We start from the raw sequence: 21,411 nt of genomic DNA, 5'->3' as shown, positions 1-21,411 counted from the left end.
GACCGGGCCGAGCCGACCGGTCACCGTCGCGTGGGCTGGAGGACGTCGGTCATGCGGAAACTGGGGATGTCGGCGCTGGTCGCCGCGACGCTGGCGGGATGCTCGACCGGCCCCGTGCTGGACGCCCGCACGGCCCTGTGGTGGCAGACGACCCAGGATCTGTCGTCGGACGTCATGGAGGGGCGCGACACCGGATCGCCCGGTTATGACCGCGCCGCCGACTTGGTGGCCGCCCAGTTCATGTCGGCGGGGCTGACCCCGGCGGGCGACGACGGCGGCTGGATGCAGATCATCGCCTTCAAGGACGTCGAGGTCACTGCCGAAGGCACGAGCTTGGCGGTCGTGCCCGACGACGGCGGCCGTCGGCCGCTGCGGTTCCTGCATGAGGTCTCGGTGGGCCCGCAGTGGGGTCTGGCGTCCAGCTTCGATGCGCCCATGGTCTGGCGCGGCTGGTGCCGGCCGTTGGACATGACCGACGTCTCAGGCAAGGTGGTGGTCTGCCTGGGCGCGCGGCGCGAGGGGCAGACGACCGGCGGCGAACGGCTGCGTGCGGCGACGCAGGCCGGGGCGGTCGCCGTCGTCAACGTCGACGACATGAGCTTCACGGTCGAGCCGCCGCGCTGGCCGCTGGCCTATGCCCGCAGCGTGATCCTGGCCGAGACTGTGCCGGGCGCCCCGACGATCCCCGTCCTGCGCCTGGCCGCGCCGACGTTCGAGACCCTGGCCGACGCCGCGGGTCAGGACGGGGCCGGGGTGCTGGCGGCCGCGGGGCGCAACGAGGCCCTGCCGTCCTTCGACCTGAAGGCCCGGCTGCAGGCCACCTTCGCGACGCGCGAACGCGCCTATGCCTCGGCCAACGTGCTGGGCGTGCTGCCCGGCACGGACCCGGCGCTGGCCGACCAGCCCGTCCTGCTGATCGCCCACCTGGACGGGTACGGCTACGGCACGCCGGTGAACGGCGACGACCTGTACAACGGCACGTTCGACGACGCGGCCTACGTCGCCACACTGACGACCCTGGCCCAGGAGCGCGCCGGGCGGGGCTGGCGGCGACCGGTGATCTTCGCGGCGGTGACGGGCGAGGAGAAGGGGTTGTGGGGATCGCGCTGGCTGGCGGAGCACCCGACGCCCGGCGCGCCCATGCCGGTCGCGGTGCTGAACCTCGACCAGCTGCGCCCGCTGTATCCGCTGACCATACTAACCACGCTGGCGCTGGACGACTCCACCCTGGGCCAGACGGTGCGCGACATAGCTGGGCCGATGGGCATCGAGGTGCGCCCGGACCGTGAGCCGGAGCGCGGCCTGATCCGGCGCAGCGACCACTGGCCGTTCATGCAACGCGGCGTGCCGGCGGTCAGCTTCCTGTTCGGCTTCGACTACGGCACGCCGGCCCACGACGCCTATCTGGACTGGTACCGCCGCCGCTATCACGCGCCGCAGGACGACGTGACGACGCCGATCGACTTCCAGGCCCAGGCGGACTTCCATGACTTCTGGTTCGCCCTGGTCGACGCCGTCGCCGACGCGGATGAGCCGCCGCAATGGCTGCCCGACAGCCCGAACCGGCCGCGCGGAAACTGACCGGACTGGACGTTCCGTTTTTGTTCTGACAGATTGACCGACGGCGGGTTCGAACGAGGTCGGTCATGCAGACGGCGACGGTGCTTCCTTTTCCCGAGCGTGAGGCGGAAGCTCCCGCGCCGCGACCTAAGCGGCCGGCGCCGCACCACATGGGCCACCGCGAGCGCCTTCGGGACCGGGCGCGCGGGGCTGGGATCCATCATCTGCCGGACTATGAGCTCTTGGAGCTGTTCCTGTTCCGCAGCCAGCCGCAGGGCGACGTCAAGCCGATCGCCAAGGCCCTGCTGGCGCGCTTCGGCTCGCTGGCGGCGGTGCTGGCGGCGTCGGTCGAGGACCTGATGACCGTGCGGGCCGAGGACGCCAGGGGGCGCGCCAAGGGCGTGGGCGCCGAGACGGCGCTGGACCTGGCGGCGCTGCACGAAGTGGCGCGGCGGGTGGCCAAGGAAGAGGCGAACACGCGCACCGTCATCTCCAGCTGGACCTCCCTGCTGGCCTATGTCCGCCTGTCGTTGCAGCACGAGCCCCGCGAGCAGTTCCGGGTCCTGTACCTCGACAACCGCAACCAGCTGATCCTGGACGAGGTGCAGAACCGGGGCACGGTCGACCACGCCCCCGTCTATCCCCGCGAGGTGGTGCGCCGCGCGCTGGAGCTGTCGGCCAAGAACCTCATCATCGTGCACAACCACCCCTCGGGCGACCCGACGCCCAGCCGAGCCGACATCGACATGACCAAGCAGGTGGTGGAGGCGGCGCGGGCCCTGTCGATCACCGTGCACGATCACCTGATCGTCGGCCGCGAAGGCGTGGCGAGTTTCAAGCAGCTGGGGCTGATGTGATGATCACCAATCCTCACCCGTAGGGGGAGGGGGACCGCCGGAGCGCAGCGACGGGGGTGGAGGGGGAGCGCCGCGAGCGCAGGCGCGGGATTTTCAACGCTCGCGCCCCTTATCCGGCACCCTCCACCCCGTCGGGCTTCGCCCGCCGCGGTCCCCCTCCCCCTACGGGTGAGGATTTGCAAGACTGCGCACATGCCTACGCGCCGAACTCTCCTGTCCGCCACCCCCGCCGCCGCTCTCGCCGCGTCGCCCCGCCTGCGCGATCCGCCCCCCGCCGTCATGGTCTCCACCTGGGACTTCGGCCGCCAGGCCAATGCGGCCGGCATCGAGCGCCGTCGCGCCGGCGGGAGCGCGCTGGACATGGTCGAGGCCGGCGGTCGGGTGGTGGAGGCGGAGGGAGGGAACGGCTCGGTCGGCCTGGGCGGTATGCCGGACAGGGACGGGCGGGTCACGCTGGACGCCTGCGTCATGGACTGGGAAGGCGGCATCGGCGCGGTGGCCGCGCTGGAAGACGTGGTGCACGCCGTCTCGGTGGCGCGGGCCGTGATGGAGAAAACTCCCCACTGGATGCTGGTCGGCGCGGGTGCGCGGGAGTTTGCGGTCGCCCAAGGCTTCCCGACGCAGAGCCTGCTGACGCCGGCGGCCGAGGCGGCGTGGCGCGAGTGGCTGAAGACCAGCGAGTACGCGCCGCGCCCCAACAGCGAGAACGAGGGTTGGGCCTCCATGCCCGGCGGGCCGAACAATCACGACACCATCGGCCTGCTGGCCATCGACGGCCGGGATCGCATGGCCGGCGCCTGCACGACCTCCGGCATGGCCTTCAAGATGCGCGGGCGGGTGGGGGACAGCCCGATCGTGGGCGCGGGCCTCTATGTTGACGACCGGATCGGCGGGGCGACGGCCACGGGCGTCGGCGAGGATGTGGTCCGCGTGGCCGGCAGCCATGCCGTGGTCGAGGCCATGCGCCACGGCATGGACCCCACCGCCGCCTGTCGATCCGTGATCGAACGGCTGGCGCGCCTGCGCGGCACGAGGGTGGCGGGCCATCAGGTGGCGTTGCTGGCGCTGGACAAGCGCGGACGCGCGGGCGCCTTCGCGCTGCAGCCCGGCTTCACCTATGCCGTCACGGACGCAGGCGGGGACATCCGGATGGAACGCGCCGGAGCGTTGTTCGCGTGACTGTGCTGACGACCGCCCGCATGACGCTCACGCCCGTCGCCGTCCCGGATTTCGAGGACCAGAAGCGGCTGTGGGCCGACACGACCTTCACCCGCCACATCGTTCCGGAGGGCCGAAACGCCGAGGAGGTCTGGCTCCGGCTGCTGCGCGACGTCGGCCATTGGTCGGCTCTGGGCCACGGCAATTGGACGATACGGATGTCGGACACCGGCGACTATGTTGGCGGCGTCGGCGTATTCGATTTTCAGCGCGTGATAAGCCCTGCATTCGACGCGCCGGAAGTCGGCTGGGGCATCGCGCCCCGCTTTCAGGGCCAGGGCCTGGCCCTGGAGGCCTTGCGCGCGGCCCTGGCCTGGTGCGACGCCGAGCTGGATGCCTCACGAACGCTGTGCATGATCGATCCGGACAACGGCCCCTCGCTGACGCTGGCCCGGCGCGTCGGCTACGCAGACCACGCCCGCACGACCTACAAGGGCGAGACGGTCATCCTGCTCGAGCGCGCGCGTCCGTAGCCGCCCGTTAAGGTTTACGCGGCACCCTCGGCGGCGAATCCGGAGACCGTCCGCCGCATGCCCATGTCCGCCGAAACCCTGCGCGCGCACATCGTCGAGGCGTTTCCCGACGCCGAGGTCCAGATCGTGGATCTGGCCGGCGACGGCGACCACTATCGCGCCCGGGTCGTCTCGACGGCGTTCTCCGGCATGCCGCGCGTGCGGCGCCACCAGGCGGTCTATGCCGCGCTGAAGGGCCAGATGGGCGGCGCCCTGCACGCCCTGGCGCTGGAAACCCTGACGCCCGAGGAGGTCTGACCATGCGTTACCGGCCGTTCGGCAATGGGGGACAGGCCGTCTCGGCCCTGACGCTCAGCCTGACGCCGCGCGACGTGGCGCGGGGCCCTCAGGCCGGGTGCGAGCTGGTCTATTCGGCGCTGGAGGCCGGCATCAACTCCTACCGGCTGGAGACGGCGGACCCGGTCCTGGCCGAGGTGCTGGGCGAGGCGTTGCGTCACGTCGACCGCAAGTTGGTGCAGGTGTCCCTGACGCTGGGCGCCGGCGACGGGCGGCGGGGCTCCGACCGGGATTTCTCCGCCGACGGCATGACCGACGCGATCGACCGCGCCCTTCGCGTGTCCGGCCTCGGCTGGTTCGACGTCGCCCTGCTGGACGAGCCGGCCGAGCATGAGCTGCCGCAGTCCGCGCTGAACGCCCTGAAGTCGCTGCGTGCCAACCAGCGGGTCCGCCTGCTGGGCGTCAGCGGGGCGGGCGAACTGATGGACACCTACGTCTCGACCGGCGCCTTCGACGTCCTGTCGACGCCGTATCACGTCAACTCCGAATGGCGGGTGCGTCACCGCATGCGCATCGCGCGCGAGCAGGACATGTCGGTCTTCGTCGAGGGCTACTATCCGGAGGAACTGGCCACGCCGCAGAAGGCCGCCGCGGTCAACCAGCCGAAGAAGGGCCTGTTCGGCCTCGGCGGGCCGAAGCGGTCCGACAGCCCCCTGGCCGGCGCCGGCACCTTCGCCTTCCTGCACCGCACGCAGGGCTGGCCGGCCGAGAGCATCTGCCTGGCCTATGCCCTGACCGACCCGGGCGTCTCCAGCGTCATGATCCGCGCCAATGAGCCGGAGCGCCTGAACCAGCTGGCCCAGGTGCCGGACCGCGACATGCCGCCCGGCCTGTCCGCCCAGATCGAAATGGCCCGCATCGCCTCCAAGGCGGCTTAGCAAGCCCTCTCCCGGCGGGAGAGGGCTTGGGCGTCCAAGAGCGAAGCGATTGGGAACGCGAAAGGGAGAGGGGCTAAGGCCAAATGGGAGCCCCTCTCCCTTTCGGCTTAGCGCATCGCTTACGCTCTGCGAGCCTCGAGCCCTCTCCCGCCGGGAGAGGGCTCGAGGCGCCGCAACTACAGCGTCGTGGTCTGCGGACGGGCGACGGCGCCGTCTTCCTTGCCGCCTTCGGTGATCGTCGGTCCGGGATGGTTGTCCGGATCGTTCACGCCGTGCGACCAGTGCTTGATGAAGAAGCTGATCACGATGAAGCCCACGCCGATGCCCACGCCCCACAGACCGATCTGGTTGAACGTGTCCAACGAGGTCTGAAGCGCGGCCTGCGGGTCGGCCACCTCGCCGCCGACGGTCTCGGCGCCGGCCGAGGCGGCGATGATCCCGCCGACGAAGTGGGCGATGGACGAGGCCATGAACCACACCGCCATCATGAAGCTGACGATCGCCGGCACCGACAGCTTGGTGATCTCCGACAGGCCCACGGGGCTCAGGAACAGCTCGCCCAGGGTGTGGAACATGTAGAGCAGCGCCAACAGCACCAGCGGCGTGCGGAAGGCGTCGTCCACCATGCCGGAGTTGGCGCCCCAGACCACGATCAGGAAGCCAAGACCGACCTGGATGATGCCCAGGCCGAACTTGACCACCGGGTTCGGATCCATCCTGCGGGCGCCGAGGAAGGCCCAAAGCGCCGCGAAGATCGGGGCGAAGATCAGGATGAAGCCGGCGTTGAATGACTGGGTCTGCGACGCCGTCATCGAGGTGTCGATCCAGAAGCCGGAGGTCGAAAGGCCCGCCGCCGCCAGCTGTGCGGGCGTGCCGTAGGGTATCCCCAGGATCGTCCCGGCCGTCGCGCTCAGGGACAGATCCACGTTACGGTCGGCGAACAGGTTCAGCGACGAGCCGGCCTGTTCGAACAGGGTGAAGAACACCGCCGATCCGAAGATCAGCACCATGGCCAGCATCATCCGCTCGCGCGCGACCTTGTCGTTCCCGAGCTTGAAGATGATGAACCAGGCGATGAAGCCCAGCGCCGCCACCATCGAGAGCAGCAGGCCGATCCCGACCACCAGGTGGTTGGCCACGACGTAGAAATACAGCAGGGCCACGCCGACGAAGCCCGAGGCATAGACCAGCCACTCGCGATTGACCGGCCCGAGAACGGGTTTTCGCATCCGCTCCGGGTTCGGGCTTTCGCCCTTGCCTTCCAGCAGAGGCTTGCCCAGCCAGAACACGATCAGTCCCACGAGCATGCCCAGACCGGCCAGGCCGAAACCGGCCCACCAGCCCACGGTCTGCCCCAGAAGGCCGCACAGCACCGCCGCCCAGAAGGCCCCCAGGTTGATGCCGAAGTAGTAGAGAGTGAAACCGGAATCGCGGCGCGGATCGCCTTGTTGATACAGCTGCCCGACCAGGGTGGAGATGTTGGGCTTAAGGAAGCCGACGCCCATGATGATGAGCGACAGCGCCAGATAGAACATGCTGACGCCCATCGGATCGCGCGTCTCGGTCAGCTCATAAGCATCCGCGTCGATCGAGGCCGGAAGCGAGGCGCCGGCGGGGAGCCCCGCGATCTCCAGCCCGCCGATCGGCGGAGCCAGGGGATAGTCTCGGCCGTCCACGCGCACGGTCGTCGTGCTGTCTCCGTCGGTCTGCACCGTGGTCACGGGATAGGCCTGGCCGTCCACGGTCAGCGTCTGGGTCTTGGTCGTGTCGCGCTCGACGCCGACCAGGTCGCCGACGGGGGCCCACCACGGGGCGCCCACTTCCCGCTCGCCGGTCAGGGTGTACTGATCTTCCGTCAGCGTCGCCGGCAAGCCCGGGGCGCCCTCGATTTCGAGGCCCGACACCTGGCGGGCGCTGTACTCATAGGGGCGGCCGTCGACGACCAGACGAGTCTGACGGCCGTCTCCACGCCCTTCGATCGCCACCTCATACTGCTGCCCGGCATAGGTCAGGGTCTGGGTCGCCGGACGTCCCTCGAAGCCCATCAACCCGTGCCCCATGACCAGCAGGACGGCGCCGAACATGATGGCCCGACGCGTGCCGATGTAGCGGTCGGCCACGATGCCGCCGATCAGGGGCAGCAGGTAAACCAGAGAGCCGTAGGTGCCGTATTGGCCGGACGCGAAATCGTCGGTGAAGAGGAAGTGCTGGGTCAGGTAGAAGATCAGCAGGCCGCGCATGCCGTAGTAGGAGAACCGCTCCCACATCTCGGCGAAGAAGCAGATGATCAGACCCTTGGGGTGTCCCTTCAGGATCTGCATCAGCACGGGCAGCCCCGTGACGAGGGTGATGATCACCCCCAGCAGAATGACGACGTTCATGCCTTACCTTGGACTGTCGGACTGGCGTCCGTGTTGAACCCTCACGGGCGCATGACCGCGCCCGCCCCTAGTCGGGCCGGATAAGGCCATCGCAAAACCGTCATTACAAGCCGCAACGTCTCGTGATCGCCGTCGAGCCGACCATGCGTCCTGGTATGATCACAGGACGCGAAAAGCACCCAAAGGTAGTGCATTGGCCCGAGGGCATCCGCCGGAACGCCCGTCTTTCAGGGTGAACGCGCGATTCACCACGTCTCGTGCCGGCGCGGCACGATTCCGCGGCACAACCTTTGCTCACCCGAGGTCAGGGTTTCTCCACTAGGCCGAAACGAGACATGAGCGCCCGGATACGTCCTTTTCGCCACGACGACCCCGATGAGGTCGTCCTCGTCGCCGGCCTGCATGCCGGCGTCGGCTGGCCGGTGCGGACCTTCGCGGGGTGGGCCTGGCTGGCGGCCAATCCGGCGGCGGGCGACGCTCCGGTCGCCTGGATCGCCGCGGATGAGGCGGATCGACCTGTCGGCATCCTCGGCAACCTGCGCCTGGACTGCGTCGGCCCCGGAATCCGGCTGAGGGGCGCGACGGGCTTTTCGGTCGTCACCGCCCAGCACGGGCGCGGCGCCGGCACGCGTCTGGTCCGCACCTTTCTGAGCCAGCCCGAGGTCTTCGCCACCTGGACCTTCAACGCCAATCCGGCCGGAGCGCCGCTGTATGAGCGGCTGGGGCTCACAGCCTGGCCTCCGGCGTCCCATGCATTGAAGCTCGCCTGGATCGTCGATCCCGTGGCCTGCGCCCTGGGCCGCGCCCTTCGCATGGCGGCGCATGACCGGCGGGTGTCGGATTTGCTGGGGGAGCGGCTCCTCAGCCGGCGCCTGGACCGGGCCTGGTCCGGGCCGCTCGCGGACGGGATCGAGCCCGTCGTGGACCTGTCGCACGGCTCGGCCTGGGACGGCTATCGCCTCAGACTGGAGCGCGAAACGCGCCTGCGGCCCGACCGGTCACCCGCCGTCCTGCGCTGGCGCGACGCCGATCCCCAAGCGACCTGGCCGTCCGTGACGCTGGGCGCGTTCGAGGGCGACGATCTGGTGGCCCACGCCCGCGCGCGCCTGGCCAAGGGCAATGCGCTGGAGGTCACGGCGCTGGAAATTCTCGATCTGGACTGGATCGACGGGCGGGACGCGGTCGTGCCCGCCCTGATGGCGGCTCTGTTCGACCTGGCCCGCGAAAGGGGCGCGGCCAAGCTGCGGCTTCAGGTCGTGTCGGAGCGGGCCCGGTCCGCACTCGGCCCGTGGCGCGAGCGGGCGCGGGCCGAAGGCGGCTGGGGCCACTGCAAGCTGAACTGGCGCGCCGCCGTGCCCGACCTGCCGTGGGATCCCACGCCCTTCGACGGCGACTACGAGATATGCCTGCGTCCTGCGCCGGCCGGCGAACGACGGCGCGCGGCCTGACGCGTCAGGCCTTCGGCCGCGACCTCAGCTCGTCGCGGATTTCCGCCAGCAACGCCTCTGTCGGCGTCGGCGCGGCCGGGGCGGGATCGGGCTCCGCCGCCTTCTCGCGGCGCAGCCGGTTGATCGCCTTGACCATCAGGAAGATCACCGCCGCCACGATCACGAACTGGATCAGGGTGTTGATGAAGGCGCCGTACTGGATCGCCACTTCCTCGACCGCCTCGGTCGCCGGATTCTCAGGCGCCAGCACCCACTTCAGCTGCGAAAAGTCGACCCGTCCGAGCGCCAGCCCGATCGGCGGCATCACCACCTGTTCCACCAGGCTGGTGACGATCTTGCCGAACGCCGCGCCGATGATGACGCCGACCGCCAGATCGACCACATTGCCGCGGCTGAGGAATTCCTTGAACTCGCCGAACAGGCTCATGCCGCGGTTCCTCCCGTCGTCAGGTCCAGATGCAGGAATTGGTTGAAGTCTGTGGCTTCATAGTCTCCGAACGCCGGGCCCGACCGGAAACCCCTGGCCCCGTAAAGAGACAATGCGGGCGCGAAGGCCGCGCCTGACCCCGTCTCCAGGCTGATCCGCCGCGCGCCGCGGGCCTGGGCCAGCGCGATCAGGTGCTCCAGCATGGCCCGTCCAAGCCCTTGGCCCAAATGCTCTGGCCGCACCCGCATGGACTTAAGCTCCACGCCGCCGCCGGGCAGGGCGCGCACCGCGCCCATGACCACGGCCCGTCCGTCCATCACCCCGATCCTCAGATCGACGTCCGGCGCCGTCAGTCCGGATCGGTCCAGCGCGTGCACGCTCTCCGGCGGCGAAAAACGCCGCATACCCTCCAGATGCAGGTCGATGAGCTCCAGCGTCGACGGGTCGGTGAAATCGGCCGCGACGAAACGGACGCCCGGCGCGTCAGGCATCGCCCGACGCGTTCAGCCGCTCGCGCAGCTCCTTGCCGCTCTTGAAGAAAGGCACCGACTTGGCCGGCACGTCGACCGCCTCGCCCGTCCTCGGATTGCGCCCCGCGCGCGCCGGTCGGTCCCGCACGGAAAAGGCGCCGAAGCCGCGGATCTCGACGCGCCCGCCCTCCGACAGGGCGTCGGTCATGCCGCCCAGGATGACGTTGACGACGCGCTCGACCTCGCCGTGCGTCAGGTGACGGTTTTCGGCCGCCAGCTTCTCGATCAGTTCGGACTTGATCATGCCAGGCCCCCGCCCGTGTATCCCATGTCCGGAACCGGACGGTCGTCCGGCGCCGGCGCCACCCTAGACCTCGCGCGAGGGGCGAGAAAAGGCCCCCGGCGCCGAATAACGCGGTGATCGTGGTGAACTTTCGCTTCCGGCCACGAAAAAGGGCGGCGGGACCGCCGCCGCCCTTTCTCATTTGTGCCCTGCCGCTCGCGACGCGGTCGCTCGCTGCTTGAGGGCGGTCTGTGCGCCTTAGTCTTTCGTGCTCGCCTTCTCACGAAGCGCGGCGCCCAGGATGTCGCCCAGCGAGGCGCCCGAGTCCGAGGATCCGAACTGCTCGATGGCTTCCTGTTCGTCCTTCATCTCCAGCGCCTTGATCGACACCGAGATGCGGCGCGAGGCCTTGTCCACGGCGGTGATCATGGCGTCGACGCGGTCGCCGACGGCGAAGCGCTCGGGGCGCTGCTCGTTGCGGTCGCGCGACAGGTCCGACTTGCGGATGAAGGCCGAAACCGGGGCGTCGTCCTCACCGAACTTCACCTCGATGCCGCCCGACTCGATCGAGGACACCGTGACCGTGACCTGCTGGCCGCGCTTGTAGGCGTCGCCCTCGCCGATCGGATCGCCGCCCAGCTGCTTGATGCCCAGCGAGACGCGCTCCTTCTCGACGTCGACGTCCAGCACCTTGGCCTTGACCATCTCGCCCTTGCGATAGCGCTGGATGGCTTCTTCGCCCGAGACGTTCCAGTCCAGGTCCGACAGGTGCACCATGCCGTCGATGTCGTTGTCCAGGCCGATGAACAGGCCGAACTCGGTGGCGTTCTTGACCTCGCCCTCGACGGTCGAGCCGATCGGATGGGCGGCCACGAAAGCGTCCCACGGATTGTCCTGGGCCTGCTTCAGGCCCAGCGAGATGCGGCGCTTGGAGGCGTCGACGTCCAGCACGACCACGTCCACTTCCTGCGAGGTGGAGACGATCTTGCCCGGATGGACGTTCTTCTTGGTCCAGGACATTTCCGAAACGTGGACCAGGCCCTCGACCCCGGCTTCCAGCTCCACGAAGGCGCCGTAGTCGGTGATGTTGGTGATGCGGCCGGTCATCTTGGCGCCGGCCGGATACTTGGCCTCCACGCCGTCCCACGGGTCGGCCTGCAGCTGCTTCATGCCCAGGCTGATGCGCTGGGTGTCCGGGTTGATCTTGACGATCTGCACCTTGACGGTGTCGCCGACCGCCAGGACCTGGCTCGGGTGCGAGACGCGCTTCCAGCTCATGTCGGTGACGTGCAGCAGGCCGTCGATGCCGCCCAGGTCCACGAAGGCGCCGTAGTCGGTGATGTTCTTGACGACGCCGTCGCGGACTTCGCCTTCCTGCAGCTGGCCGACCAGTTCGGTGCGCTGTTCGGCGCGGGCCTCTTCCAGGATGGCGCGGCGCGAGACGACGATGTTGCCGCGCGGGCGGTCCATCTTCAGGATGGCGAAGGGCTGTTCCTTGCCCATCAGCGGGCCGACGTCGCGGACCGGACGGATGTCGACCTGCGAGCCCGGCAGGAAGGCCGAGGCGCCGCCCAGGTCGACGGTGAAGCCGCCCTTGACGCGGCCCACGATCACCCCGTTGACCGGCTGGCCGTCGGCGAACACCACTTCCAGACGGGTCCAGGCTTCTTCACGACGCGCCTTGTCGCGGCTGATGACGGCCTCGCCCAGCGCGTTCTCGACCCGCTCCAGATAGACCTCGACGTCATCGCCGACCTTGGGGATCACGGCGCCTTCGCCGATGCCGAATTCACGGGCGGCGATGCGGCCTTCGGTCTTCAGACCGACGTCGATGATGATGATGTCCTTCTCGACGCCGACGACGCGGCCGTGAACGACCTGGCCTTCGCCGAGATCGCGCTCGCCGAGCGTGTCGTTCAGAAGCGCGGCGAAATCGTCGCGGGTGGGGGTCAGGGTGTCGGTCATGAAGCTCTGGGGTTGAGTGGAAAGGCTGGGGCGCGCGACCGATCGGTCCCGCGCGGGGTTGAGGTTTCGGAAGTCAGGTCGTCAGGATGCGAGGCCGGTGGCCAGGGCGCCCGCAGAGACCGAGGAACTGCACGTTGGATTTGCCCTTATCGGGCGCGCGCAGCCTCGATGATGCGGCGGGCCGCATCGAAGGCCGCGTCTATATCCATTTCGGTGGTGTCCAGCAAGACCGCGTCGTCCGCCTGAACCATGGGCGCCGCGCCTCGGCCCGCGTCGCGCTCGTCGCGCCGCTTGATGTCGGCCAGCATGTCCTCGAACGCGATCGTCTCGCCTCGCCCCGTCAGCTGCTTCCATCGCCGCATGGCCCGCACTTCGGGCGTGGCGGTGACGAACAGCTTCGCCGGTGCGTCCGGAGCGATCACCGTGCCGATGTCGCGCCCGTCCAGAACCGCGCCGCCGGGCCGGGCCGCGAACGCACGCTGATAGTCCAGCAGCGCCGCCCGCACGCCCGGATGACTTGCTGCCCGGCTGGCCGCCTCGCCCGCCTCGCGCCCGGTCAGGCGTTCGACGTCGGCCAGATGCGCCGCATCGATCGTCCGCGCCGCCGCCTCGGCCGCATCGGCGTCGTCCAGATCCCCGCCCGCGTCCAGCACCGCCAGTCCGACCGCGCGATAAAGCAGGCCCGTGTCGAGGTAGGGCAGGGCGTAATGCCGGGCCAGCCGCGCGGCCACCGTGCCCTTGCCCGAGGCGGCCGGGCCGTCGACGGCGATGACGAGGTCCGTCATGCGCTTCTCCCGCGCCGAAGGTTCAAGACCAAGGCGCGGAGGCCGAGGACGGCGGTCACAGCGACGAGGGCGAGCGTCGCCGCGGCTCCGATCATCGCCAGCCAATAGAGTTCCGGCTGCTCCGCCCTTACGAGGGCTGGCCCTCGAACGTCCAGCACGCCCTGCTCCAGGCTGCGCAGCCAGATGCGGGCGCCGATGAAGGCGAGAAAGGCCATCCAGACGGCGGCGAACGCATGGAACAGTGGGCGGTGGGGCGGCCTCCGCAGATTGGGTAACAGCGGCGTCCTCATCCGATCTCCGCCCCCAGCCCGCGCAACATCTCGACGAACTCCGGGAAGCTCGTGGCGATCATCCCCGGCTCGTCGACCGTCACCGCCCGTTCCGCCGCCAGCCCCAGGATCAGATGGCTCATGGCGATGCGGTGGTCGCCGTGGGTGGTCACGGTCGCGCCGCCCGGCACGCGCCCGCCGGTGACGACGAAGCCCTCGGGCTCCTCGACCACCGTCACCCCGCACGCCTGCAGCCCGGAGGCCATCAGGGCGATGCGGTCGCTCTCCTTGACCCGCATTTCGCCGATGCCGCGCATCACGGTCTGGCCCCGCGCGAAGGCGGCGGTGGCGGCCAGGATCGGATATTCGTCGATCATCGACGCCGCCCGCTCCGGCGGCACGACGACGCCCGTCAGCGTCGAATGCCGCGCGGTCAGGTCGCCGACCTCCTCGCCGCCCGCCGCCCGACGGTTCGAGACGTTCAGGTCCGCCCCCATCTCCAGCCAGGTCTCGAACAGGCCCGTGCGCAGCGGGTTCAGCATGACGTTCCGCACCGTCACCTCCGCCCCCGGCACGATCAGTCCCGCCGCCAGCGGGAAGGCGGCGGAGGAGGGGTCTCCGGGCACGGCCACGTCCGTCCCCGTCAGCGCCTGCCCGCCCTCCAGCGTCACCCGCCAGCCGGCGCCTTCCTCGTTCACCTGCACGTGCGCCCCGAAGGCGGCCAGCATCCGCTCGGTATGATCCCGGCTCTTCTCGGGCTCGACCACCTCGGTGCGCCCGGCCGCGTTCAGCCCGGCCAGCAGGATGGCCGACTTCACCTGAGCTGAAGCGACCTTCTGTGTGAACTCCAGCCCGGTCAGGTCTCCGCCCGTCAGCGTCAGGGGCAGGCGATCTTCCTCCGCCGCCCATGCGAAGCGCGCCCCCATCTCCGCCAACGGCCCCGTCACCCGCTTCATCGGGCGCTTCCGCAGGCTCGCGTCGCCGTCGAACGTGACCGAGATCGGATAGCCCGCCGCCGCCCCCATCAGCAGGCGCACGCCCGTCCCCGCATTGCCGCAGTCGATCACGCCCGCCGGCTGCCGAAACCCGCCATGCCCCGTCACGCGCCACCGCCCGGGCCCCAGCCGATCCACGCCCGCGCCGAACGCCTGGACCGCCCGCGCGGTGGCCAGCACGTCGTCGCCTTCAAGCAGACCCTCGATCTCCGTGACCCCCGTCGCCATGGCCCCCAGAATCAGCGCGCGGTGGCTGATGGACTTGTCGCCGGGCGCGGTCGCGACGCCCGACAGGGGCCGTCCGGGACGCGCGGTCAGGGTGGGGGGCGAAGCGGCCAAAGCGCCGGACCTCGGGCTTTATGGGACGCGGGTTTTGACAGCGGCCCCGCGCGGTGGCAAGGGAGCGCCCCGCTTTCCGGCAACTCCTTTTCAAGGTCTCCCCGTGGCCAATCCCGAACTGGGCGCCAAGCAGGTCTGTCCGAACTGCCAGGCCAAATTCTACGACCTCAACCGCCGCCCGGCGCACTGTCCCAAGTGCGGCACGGACTTCGATCCGGAAGAGGCGCTGAAGCTGCGCAACCGCCGCGGCCGTCCCGCCGGCGTGCCGGACACGGACGATGAGGCCGAGGATCAGGTCAAGGACAAGTCGGCCGACGGCGACGAGGACGAGGAAGAGGCCGTCGCCACGCCCGAGATCGACGAGGAGGGTCACGAGCCGATCCTGACCCCGGACGACGAGGACGACGACGCCAAGGATCCGACCGAGGAATCCGGCATGGGCGAGGCCGTCGACGACGACGACCTGGCCGACGACGACGACGATTCCGTGCCCTTCATCGAGGACGAGGACGACGACGATTCCTTCGAGGACGAGATCGTCAAACCGGGCGACGACGAGTAGAAAATAAATGGCGGAACCGGGCTTGATCGCCAAAAGGCCCTGACATAGGTTCCGCCGCCTCGCCGGGGGGCGCATTCACCGCCCGGCGATCCGACCTGAAAAGGTTCGGGGCTATAGCTCAGTTGGTAGAGCGCTTGAATGGCATTCAAGAGGTCAGCGGTTCGACTCCGCTTAGCTCCACCACGACGGCCGCTTCCCCAAAGGGAGCGGCCGTTTCCATTTGCGGTTCCCGGTCGGTCCACCGGCCGGGATCTGCGGGGACGCCGAGGTCGAAAGCCGCCTTGAGACCGACCGCTGCGCCGGCTCCCGCGAACAGCAGAGGTGGCCGAGTCATGCCCGGGCGAACCAGTCGACGACGCGGGCGGTGGCGCGGTCGATGTCGGCGGCTTGGTCGTAGTAGGACAGGTGGGGCGTGTCGTCCCACACCATGGCCTTGCGCGTCCCGGCCGGTACGGCGTCGAAGCTGCGGCGGGCGGCGTCCGGCAGGAAGCAGTTGTCGCCGTGGACCATCAGCCAGGGGGTGCTCAGCCGCCCGGCCGCCGACAGGCTCTCGAAAGTCAACAGGTCCGCGTCCGACATGACGGCGTAGCGGTTCTCCCACATCCCCCGATCGGCCCAGGGCTGGTACCAGACCCAGACGAACTCGCCCGGCATGCCCACGTTCATGTCGGTCTGGGAGACGCCCAGAACATAGTCCACTTCGCCGGTCGCCTGATACTTGGCCCGCGCGGCAAGCCCATTGGCCAGCCGGCGGTCGTAGCCCTCCTGCGTCAGCCAGGCGATGTCGCCCTCGTGGTCCCGATAGTGGCCGGCGATGGTGGCCAGGCCCGCGACCTTGCCCGAGTCCGCCGCCGCGACCACCGCCGCCGACGAGCCCTGGCAGATGCCCAGCACGAAGATCCGGTTCGGGTCCACGTCTGGCCGCGAGGCCAGATGATCGACGGCGGCGATCAGATCCTCGACCTTGGCGGCCGGGTTCTCCCAGGCGCGGGGCTCGCCCCCGCTCTCGCCACGGTAACGGCTGTCATAGGCCAGGGCGACATAGCCCTCGGCGGCCAGGCGCCGCGCATACTGGGTCGGGGCCTGCTCCTTCTGGTAGGTCATGGGGCCGATGATGGCGACGGCGGGCTTCAGGCCGCCCGCGACCGGGGCGTGCAGGTCGCCGACCAGGGTCTCGCCGCCGCTCTGGAAGCGGACCTTGGAGACGGTGGTCGCGGCGCGGGCGGCGCCGCCGCCCAGCGCGGCCAGGCCCAGGCCCGCGGAGACGGTCAGGGCGAACTGGCGGCGGTTCAGGTCGAAACGGGGCATCTCGAGTCTCTCCTCTCTGCGGTCGGCTGATCCCGACGTCCGCAAGATCGCCCCGAGCGACCATGAAGATAATCCGCTTTCTCCTGAACGCTCTTTCAAGCATGATTTGAAAATGAGACGGGATCTGTTCGACGGCGTGGCGGTGTTCGTGGAGGTGGCGCGTCGCCGCAGCTTCACCGCCGCCGCGCGCGAGCTGGGCGTCACCCCCGCCGCCGTCAGCTGGACGGTCAAGCAGCTGGAGGCCCGCGCCGGCTCAGCCCTGCTGGCCCGCACCACCCGCGACGTGGCCCTGACCGAAGCCGGCCGCGCCTTCTTGGATCACGCAGCCTCCGGCGCCGCCGCCGTCACCGCCGGGCTGGAGGCGGTTCAGGCCTTGGGCGGTCGTCCTGCGGGGCGGCTGCGGCTCAACATCCCCTCGGTGGCGCAGGGTCTGCTCGAGCCCCTGATCCCGGAGTTCTGCGCCGCCCACCCCGAGATCGAGCTGGAGCTCTACGTCGAGGACCGGCTGGTCAACATCGTCGAGGACGGCTTCGACGCCGGCGTCCGCATCGGCGAGATGATCGCCGCCGACATGGTGGCCGTGCGCCTGACCCCGCCCTCGACCTTCTGTATCGCCGGCTCGCCCGACTACTTCGCCCGCCACGGTCGCCCGGCGCGGCCAGAGGACCTGAAGGCCCACGTTTGCGTCAACTTCCGCCAGTCCGCGCGGGGCGGACTCTATCGCTGGGAGTTCGAGGAGGCGGGCCGCGACATCGAGGTCGCGGTGACCGGCCCCCTGATCGTCAACACCAATACGCTGATGCTGTCGGCCTGCGTCGCCGGGGTCGGCCTCGCCTACTCCATGACCGACCTGATAGCGCCCCTGACGGAGGCCGGGCTGCTGGAGACGGTTCTGGCCCCCTTCATGCCGGAGAACCCCGGCCTGTTCCTCTACTTCCCCAGCCGCGACCAGGTCGCGCCCAAGCTGAGGGCCTTCATCGACTTCGCGAAAGCCCGCCTCTGAGGGACGGTCAGGCGGCTTCCGCCGCTCGCTCCGCCGTCGGCATTCAGGAGCACGAACCACCGCGCGCTTCCCCAAGGCACGCCTCATAAGACAAGGGAGCAGAGCTGGACTGTTTGCAGGTTAGGCAGTTATTGGTGAAAGCCAATATATGGGCTAATCTCCCAACATGGACCCTCGAACGAACCCATACTCACCGGGAGCCGGCACCCCGCCACCCGAGCTGGCCGGCCGTGATGAGCTTCTGGAGAGAGCTTCGATCGCGCTCGACAGGGTGAGAGCCGGACGATCGGCCCGCAGCCTCATTCTCTGGGGCCTCCGGGGCGTGGGCAAGACGGTGCTTTTGAACCGGATCCGCCTGGACGCGGAGGCGCGCGGATTCATCTCGGCAAGGATCGAGGCGCCTGAGGGCAAATCCCTTCCCGCCTCCCTGGCTCCCGCCTTGCGCGCGGCCCTGCTGCGGCTAGATCGGCTGGAGGCGGTCCGAGCCAAGGCCGGCGACGCCATGGCCGCGCTGGCGGGGTTCGTCGGGGCGCTTCGGCTCCGCTATGGCGACATAGAGGCGTCGATGGACGTCACAGGTCAGCGAGGACTCGCCGACAGCGGTGATCTTGAGCTCGATCTGTCGGACCTCATCTCGGCCGTGGGTGAGGCGGCACAGGCACGAGACACGGCGGTGGTGCTCTATGTCGACGAGCTTCAGTACGTCCCGGAAGACCAACTGGGGGCTTTGATCACGGCCTTCCACAACGCGTCTCAGCAGGGTCTGCCGATCACGATGGTCGCCGCCGGGTTGCCTCAGCTTGTGGGCAGAAGCGGGCGCGCCAAATCCTACGCTGAACGACTGTTCGAGTTCGCCGAGATCGGAAAGCTCGACGCCGCCGCCGCGACTCGGGCCTTGGAGGCTCCCGCGCTGGAACACGGCGTTGACTATGCGCCGGGCGCCATCGACACCATCCTGCGGCAGACGCAGGGCTATCCTTACTTCCTGCAGGAGTGGGGCAAGCACAGCTGGAACGTGGCCGACGGGTCGCCGATCGAGCGAACCGACGCCGAGCAGGCGACGGTGGACGCGCTCGCCGAGCTCGATCAAAGCTTTTTCAAGGTCCGGCTCGATCGCCTGACCCCCAGCGAGAAGCGCTACCTGACGGCCATGTCCGAGCTCGGCCCGGGGCCCCACCGATCCGGCGACATCGCAGAAGCTCTGGGCAAGCCCGTGGCCTCGGTCGCCTTCGTCAGAAACAGCCTGATCGAAAAGGGCATGATCTACAGCCCAGGGCACGGCGACACGGCGTTCACCGTGCCGCTCTTCGACGACTTCATGCGTCGGACCGTGCTTCGCTGACCGCGGCGCCAGCCGGCCTTACGCTGCCTTCGCCGCGTCCTTGAGCGTCGGATAGTCGATGTAGCCCTTGTCCCCGCCGCCGTAGAAGGTGGCGCGGTCGGCGGGGTTCAGCTCGGCGCCGACCTTCCAGCGGTCCACCAGGTCCGGGTTGGCCAGGAAGGGCACGCCGATGCTGACCAGGTCGGCGCGGCCCTCGGCCAGGGCGGCTTCGGCCGAGACGCGGGTCAGGCCGCCGTTCAGCATCACCGGCCCTCCGAACGCCTCGCGCAGGTCTTTCGCCAGTCGCGGCGACCCCTCCGGTCCCGCCATCGGATGCGGCGGCTCCGCCTCGATCAGGTGCAGGAAGGCCAGGCCGAACGGCTTCAGCGCGCGCGCCGCGTGGCCGAAGGCGCCGGCGGGATCGGAGTCGAACATGCCGTTGTTGGTCCCCGTCGGCGACAGGCGCACGCCCACCCGCTCCGGCCCCCACACCTCGACCAGGGCGCGGGTCGCCTCGACCAGGAAGCGGGCGCGGTTTTCCACCGACCCGCCCCAGCGGTCGGTGCGGCGGTTCGATCCGTCGCGCAGGAATTGATCGACCAGATAGCCGTTGGCCCCGTGCAGCTCGACCCCGTCGAACCCGGCCGCCTTCGCCTGGCGCGCGGCGTGGGCATAGTCGGCCAGCACGCCCTCGATTTCGGCCTCTGTCAGTTCGCGCGGCGTCACGAAGGGCGTCATGGAAAAGTCCGGCCGCATCGCCTGGCCCTCGGCCGCGACCGCCGAGGCGCCCACAGGCGCGCCGCCGTCGGGCTGATAGTCGGGCAGGGACACCCGCCCCACGTGCCACAGCTGGGCGACCATCAGGCCGCCGGCGGCGTGAACGGCGTCGGTCACGACCTTCCAGCCCGCGACCTGATCTTCGCTGAAGATGCCCGGCGTGTTCGGATAGCCCTGACCCTGGCGGCTGATCTGGGTGGCCTCGCTGATGATCAGGCCCGCGCCCGCACGTTGGGCGTAATAGGTGGCGGCGCTCGGGTTGATCGCCTCGCCCGCGACCGCGCGGCTGCGGGTCATGGGCGCCATGGTGACGCGGGTCTTCAGCTTCAGCGCACCCAGGGTGATGGGCTCGAACAGGGGGGAGGTCATGGGGGAGGGTTCCTGCAACAGTGCTTGGTGCAGATAGGCGTCGCCGACCGCCGGACAAGGGGCGAACCCTCGCCCCGGCCGCGCATTTGCTTGTGGACCGGATCAGACGGAGTCACCGTCCCACCCCGGGACGCGCCAGGAGGCGGCATGTTCGAGTTCGGCAAGGATCTGCGCAGGCTGTTCGGTCGTGATCGCGACCGCGAGGACCTGGGCTGGCTGGAGCTGATCGGCGTCGATCTGGTCGAGGCCGAGGCCCGGCGCGCCTCCATCGACGCCGGCCGCGCATCGTGCGCCAAACCGGATCAGGCCTGGCTGAACGCCGCCGCCCTGTGGCGCGAGCTTGCCGCCCGCACCGGCCGCAAGGACGCGCTGGATCACGCCGCCGACGCCGCCCGCGACGCCGAGAAGGCCGCCCACGCGGCCGCCCGGCTGGAAGAGGCGCGCTGCGCCCGCGCCCAGGCCCTGCTGCTGCGCTTCGACCTGTACGGCGGGCCCGCCCTGCTGGATCAGGCCGCCCAACTGATCGCCCGAGATTCCGCCCGTCAGGCCACCGTCGCCGTCCACGCCCGCATCTCCGCCCGCCAGGCCCGGCTGGACGGTCGGCCGGTGCGCCTGCTGGAGGCCGCCGCCTTGCTGGATCTTGCCGTCCACGGCCTGGCCGGCTCCGCCGATCCTTTGGCCGAGGCCGTGCGGCTGGACCGCGCGGGCCTGACGCTGGAGGCCGGCATCGCCCAGCGTGACGGCCGCCTGCTGGACCAGGCCGGCCGCGACCTGTTCGCTCTGGTCGAGGCCTGCCCGGCCGAGCGCCGCCCCCTGACCCGCGCCCGGGCGCTGGCGCTCAGCGCCTCGGGCCTGTCCGCGCTCGCCGCCCTCGCCGACGACGCCCAGGCCCGCGATCAGGCCCGCGCCCTGCTGGAAGCGGCGGGCGACCAGTTCACCCCCGACCACAGCCCGCTGGACTGGTGCGCCGTCCAGCTGGCCTCAGTCGGCGGCCCCGCGCGGCTGGTGGCGGTGGAGGCCCTGTGCCGCTCGGCCGGTCCGGGCCTGATCCTGGGCGCCCTGGCCCGCGAACGCCTGGCCGCCGACCGCGTCGCCGCGGCCGAGGCCGCCGGCGATCCGACCGCGCTGGACGCCGTCCAGGCCGAGCTGCGCCGCCGCCTGGCGACCCCCGCCGCCCCCCTGGACTGGGCCGCCGACCAGATCGGTCTGGCCCGCGTCGCCCTGGCCCGCGCCCGCCTGTGCGACGCCCCCGCCGGCGAAACCGGCCTCATGCTGGCCATGGCCGTCGAGGTCGCGACCGAGGAAGGCTGTCCCCTGCTGGCCCGTCAGGCCGAGGCGTTGCTGAGTCTTTAGCGTCCCTCTCCCGGCGGGAGAGGGCTTGAGCGTC

Annotated in this window: 21 protein-coding genes and 1 tRNA gene; 12 read left to right on the top strand and 10 right to left on the bottom strand. The window is 70.0% G+C overall.

Annotated features, from left to right (window positions below):
* Positions 1–51 precede the first annotated feature (51 nt).
* The 6 genes from VGN45_RS12280 to VGN45_RS12255 all read left to right on the top strand — a co-directional run bounded on the left by VGN45_RS12280 (position 52) and on the right by VGN45_RS12255 (position 5,322).
* Positions 52–1,581 (top strand): M28 family metallopeptidase, encoded by a 1,530-nt coding sequence (locus tag VGN45_RS12280; RefSeq protein WP_327462859.1) that lies wholly within the window; start codon positions 52–54, stop codon positions 1,579–1,581.
* Between the two features lie 149 nt (positions 1,582–1,730).
* Positions 1,731–2,417 (top strand): RadC family protein, encoded by a 687-nt coding sequence (gene radC / locus VGN45_RS12275; protein ID WP_327462857.1) that lies wholly within the window; start codon positions 1,731–1,733, stop codon positions 2,415–2,417.
* Positions 2,418–2,609: 192 nt separating this feature from the next.
* On the top strand, positions 2,610–3,596 hold the full coding sequence (locus VGN45_RS12270) for a N(4)-(beta-N-acetylglucosaminyl)-L-asparaginase (protein WP_327462855.1): 987 nt from the start codon (positions 2,610–2,612) through the stop codon (positions 3,594–3,596).
* The gene (locus VGN45_RS12265; protein ID WP_327462853.1) at positions 3,593–4,108 is read left to right on the top strand and encodes a GNAT family N-acetyltransferase; all 516 of its coding nucleotides are present in this window, start codon (positions 3,593–3,595) and stop codon (positions 4,106–4,108) included. The genes VGN45_RS12270 and VGN45_RS12265 overlap by 4 nt, the downstream gene beginning before the upstream one ends.
* A gap of 57 nt (positions 4,109–4,165) precedes the next feature.
* Positions 4,166–4,405 (top strand): BolA family transcriptional regulator, encoded by a 240-nt coding sequence (locus tag VGN45_RS12260; protein ID WP_327462851.1) that lies wholly within the window; start codon positions 4,166–4,168, stop codon positions 4,403–4,405.
* Between the two features lie 2 nt (positions 4,406–4,407).
* Positions 4,408–5,322, top strand: a complete 915-nt coding sequence (locus VGN45_RS12255) for an aldo/keto reductase (RefSeq protein ID WP_327462849.1) — start codon at positions 4,408–4,410, stop codon at positions 5,320–5,322.
* 176 nt (positions 5,323–5,498) lie between these two features.
* Here the strand turns inward: VGN45_RS12255 and VGN45_RS12250 are convergent, their stop codons facing one another.
* A complete protein-coding gene (locus tag VGN45_RS12250; protein ID WP_327462847.1) occupies positions 5,499–7,703 on the bottom strand; it encodes an oligopeptide:H+ symporter in 2,205 nt (734 codons plus the stop codon).
* 335 nt (positions 7,704–8,038) lie between these two features.
* Between VGN45_RS12250 and VGN45_RS12245 the strand changes: the two genes are divergently transcribed.
* A complete protein-coding gene (locus tag VGN45_RS12245) occupies positions 8,039–9,151 on the top strand; it encodes an N-acetyltransferase (RefSeq protein WP_327462845.1) in 1,113 nt (370 codons plus the stop codon).
* A gap of 4 nt (positions 9,152–9,155) precedes the next feature.
* On the opposite strand, the gene mscL is transcribed toward VGN45_RS12245, so the two are convergent.
* The 7 genes from mscL to aroA form a co-directional block, all read right to left on the bottom strand.
* Positions 9,156–9,578, bottom strand: coding sequence for a large-conductance mechanosensitive channel protein MscL (mscL, locus tag VGN45_RS12240; protein ID WP_327462843.1), 423 nt, complete (start codon positions 9,576–9,578; stop codon positions 9,156–9,158).
* The gene (locus tag VGN45_RS12235) at positions 9,575–10,069 is read right to left on the bottom strand and encodes a GNAT family N-acetyltransferase (RefSeq protein ID WP_327462841.1); all 495 of its coding nucleotides are present in this window, start codon (positions 10,067–10,069) and stop codon (positions 9,575–9,577) included. Before VGN45_RS12235 ends, mscL begins: the two co-directional genes overlap by 4 nt.
* Positions 10,062–10,352 carry an integration host factor subunit beta gene (locus VGN45_RS12230; RefSeq protein ID WP_327462839.1) on the bottom strand — a complete coding sequence of 97 codons (291 nt, stop codon included), beginning with the start codon at positions 10,350–10,352 and terminating at the stop codon, positions 10,062–10,064. The genes VGN45_RS12235 and VGN45_RS12230 overlap by 8 nt, the downstream gene beginning before the upstream one ends.
* A gap of 237 nt (positions 10,353–10,589) precedes the next feature.
* A complete protein-coding gene (gene rpsA / locus VGN45_RS12225) occupies positions 10,590–12,296 on the bottom strand; it encodes a 30S ribosomal protein S1 (protein WP_327462836.1) in 1,707 nt (568 codons plus the stop codon).
* 146 nt (positions 12,297–12,442) lie between these two features.
* Positions 12,443–13,081 carry a (d)CMP kinase gene (gene cmk, locus VGN45_RS12220; protein WP_327462834.1) on the bottom strand — a complete coding sequence of 213 codons (639 nt, stop codon included), beginning with the start codon at positions 13,079–13,081 and terminating at the stop codon, positions 12,443–12,445.
* On the bottom strand, positions 13,078–13,371 hold the full coding sequence (locus VGN45_RS12215; RefSeq protein ID WP_327462832.1) for a hypothetical protein: 294 nt from the start codon (positions 13,369–13,371) through the stop codon (positions 13,078–13,080). Before VGN45_RS12215 ends, cmk begins: the two co-directional genes overlap by 4 nt.
* Positions 13,368–14,684 carry a 3-phosphoshikimate 1-carboxyvinyltransferase gene (gene aroA, locus VGN45_RS12210; RefSeq protein WP_414643432.1) on the bottom strand — a complete coding sequence of 439 codons (1,317 nt, stop codon included), beginning with the start codon at positions 14,682–14,684 and terminating at the stop codon, positions 13,368–13,370. The genes VGN45_RS12215 and aroA overlap by 4 nt, the downstream gene beginning before the upstream one ends.
* A gap of 103 nt (positions 14,685–14,787) precedes the next feature.
* On the opposite strand from aroA, the gene VGN45_RS12205 reads away from it, so the two are divergent.
* Positions 14,788–15,246, top strand: a complete 459-nt coding sequence (locus VGN45_RS12205) for a TIGR02300 family protein (RefSeq protein WP_327462830.1) — start codon at positions 14,788–14,790, stop codon at positions 15,244–15,246.
* A 107-nt stretch (positions 15,247–15,353) separates the two neighbouring features.
* Positions 15,354–15,429 (top strand) — tRNA-Ala (locus VGN45_RS12200).
* Positions 15,430–15,576: 147 nt separating this feature from the next.
* Here VGN45_RS12200 and VGN45_RS12195 read toward each other — a convergent pair.
* Positions 15,577–16,554 carry an alpha/beta hydrolase gene (locus VGN45_RS12195; protein WP_327462828.1) on the bottom strand — a complete coding sequence of 326 codons (978 nt, stop codon included), beginning with the start codon at positions 16,552–16,554 and terminating at the stop codon, positions 15,577–15,579.
* A 112-nt stretch (positions 16,555–16,666) separates the two neighbouring features.
* Here VGN45_RS12195 and VGN45_RS12190 point away from each other — a divergent pair, with 112 nt between their 5' ends.
* The gene (locus tag VGN45_RS12190) at positions 16,667–17,557 is read left to right on the top strand and encodes a LysR family transcriptional regulator (RefSeq protein WP_327462826.1); all 891 of its coding nucleotides are present in this window, start codon (positions 16,667–16,669) and stop codon (positions 17,555–17,557) included.
* A gap of 166 nt (positions 17,558–17,723) precedes the next feature.
* On the top strand, positions 17,724–18,899 hold the full coding sequence (locus VGN45_RS12185; RefSeq protein ID WP_327462824.1) for an ATP-binding protein: 1,176 nt from the start codon (positions 17,724–17,726) through the stop codon (positions 18,897–18,899).
* Between the two features lie 18 nt (positions 18,900–18,917).
* On the opposite strand, the gene VGN45_RS12180 is transcribed toward VGN45_RS12185, so the two are convergent.
* Entirely contained in the window at positions 18,918–20,024 is a 1,107-nt protein-coding gene (locus tag VGN45_RS12180; RefSeq protein ID WP_327462822.1) for an alkene reductase, read from the bottom strand.
* Between the two features lie 147 nt (positions 20,025–20,171).
* Between VGN45_RS12180 and VGN45_RS12175 the strand changes: the two genes are divergently transcribed.
* Complete coding sequence (locus VGN45_RS12175) at positions 20,172–21,377, top strand: hypothetical protein (protein WP_327462820.1); 1,206 nt, start codon at positions 20,172–20,174, stop codon at positions 21,375–21,377.
* Positions 21,378–21,411: the final 34 nt, after the last annotated feature.

The sequence above is a fragment of the Brevundimonas sp. genome (assembly GCF_035999125.1).
Taxonomy (GTDB): domain Bacteria; phylum Pseudomonadota; class Alphaproteobacteria; order Caulobacterales; family Caulobacteraceae; genus Brevundimonas.
Note: the sequence above shows the minus strand (reverse complement) of the source record. Positions and strands in the feature narration are given on the sequence as shown.

What these genes read in the sequence shown, in the direction of transcription:
- VGN45_RS12270 (WP_327462855.1), top strand. Translation starts at nt 2,610, where the DNA reads ATGCCTACGCGCCGAACTCTCCTGTCCGCCACCCCCGCCGCCGCTCTC.
- radC (WP_327462857.1), top strand. Translation starts at nt 1,731, where the DNA reads ATGGGCCACCGCGAGCGCCTTCGGGACCGGGCGCGCGGGGCTGGGATC.
- VGN45_RS12250 (WP_327462847.1), bottom strand. Translation starts at nt 7,703, where the DNA reads ATGAACGTCGTCATTCTGCTGGGGGTGATCATCACCCTCGTCACGGGG.
- VGN45_RS12195 (WP_327462828.1), bottom strand. Translation starts at nt 16,554, where the DNA reads ATGCCCCGTTTCGACCTGAACCGCCGCCAGTTCGCCCTGACCGTCTCC.
- VGN45_RS12245 (WP_327462845.1), top strand. Translation starts at nt 8,039, where the DNA reads ATGAGCGCCCGGATACGTCCTTTTCGCCACGACGACCCCGATGAGGTC.
- VGN45_RS12230 (WP_327462839.1), bottom strand. Translation starts at nt 10,352, where the DNA reads ATGATCAAGTCCGAACTGATCGAGAAGCTGGCGGCCGAAAACCGTCAC.
- VGN45_RS12260 (WP_327462851.1), top strand. Translation starts at nt 4,166, where the DNA reads ATGCCCATGTCCGCCGAAACCCTGCGCGCGCACATCGTCGAGGCGTTT.
- VGN45_RS12185 (WP_327462824.1), top strand. Translation starts at nt 17,724, where the DNA reads ATGGACCCTCGAACGAACCCATACTCACCGGGAGCCGGCACCCCGCCA.
- VGN45_RS12215 (WP_327462832.1), bottom strand. Translation starts at nt 13,371, where the DNA reads ATGAGGACGCCGCTGTTACCCAATCTGCGGAGGCCGCCCCACCGCCCA.
- rpsA (WP_327462836.1), bottom strand. Translation starts at nt 12,296, where the DNA reads ATGACCGACACCCTGACCCCCACCCGCGACGATTTCGCCGCGCTTCTG.
- VGN45_RS12255 (WP_327462849.1), top strand. Translation starts at nt 4,408, where the DNA reads ATGCGTTACCGGCCGTTCGGCAATGGGGGACAGGCCGTCTCGGCCCTG.
- mscL (WP_327462843.1), bottom strand. Translation starts at nt 9,578, where the DNA reads ATGAGCCTGTTCGGCGAGTTCAAGGAATTCCTCAGCCGCGGCAATGTG.
- VGN45_RS12190 (WP_327462826.1), top strand. Translation starts at nt 16,667, where the DNA reads ATGAGACGGGATCTGTTCGACGGCGTGGCGGTGTTCGTGGAGGTGGCG.
- VGN45_RS12175 (WP_327462820.1), top strand. Translation starts at nt 20,172, where the DNA reads ATGTTCGAGTTCGGCAAGGATCTGCGCAGGCTGTTCGGTCGTGATCGC.
- VGN45_RS12280 (WP_327462859.1), top strand. Translation starts at nt 52, where the DNA reads ATGCGGAAACTGGGGATGTCGGCGCTGGTCGCCGCGACGCTGGCGGGA.
- cmk (WP_327462834.1), bottom strand. Translation starts at nt 13,081, where the DNA reads ATGACGGACCTCGTCATCGCCGTCGACGGCCCGGCCGCCTCGGGCAAG.
- VGN45_RS12180 (WP_327462822.1), bottom strand. Translation starts at nt 20,024, where the DNA reads ATGACCTCCCCCCTGTTCGAGCCCATCACCCTGGGTGCGCTGAAGCTG.
- VGN45_RS12235 (WP_327462841.1), bottom strand. Translation starts at nt 10,069, where the DNA reads ATGCCTGACGCGCCGGGCGTCCGTTTCGTCGCGGCCGATTTCACCGAC.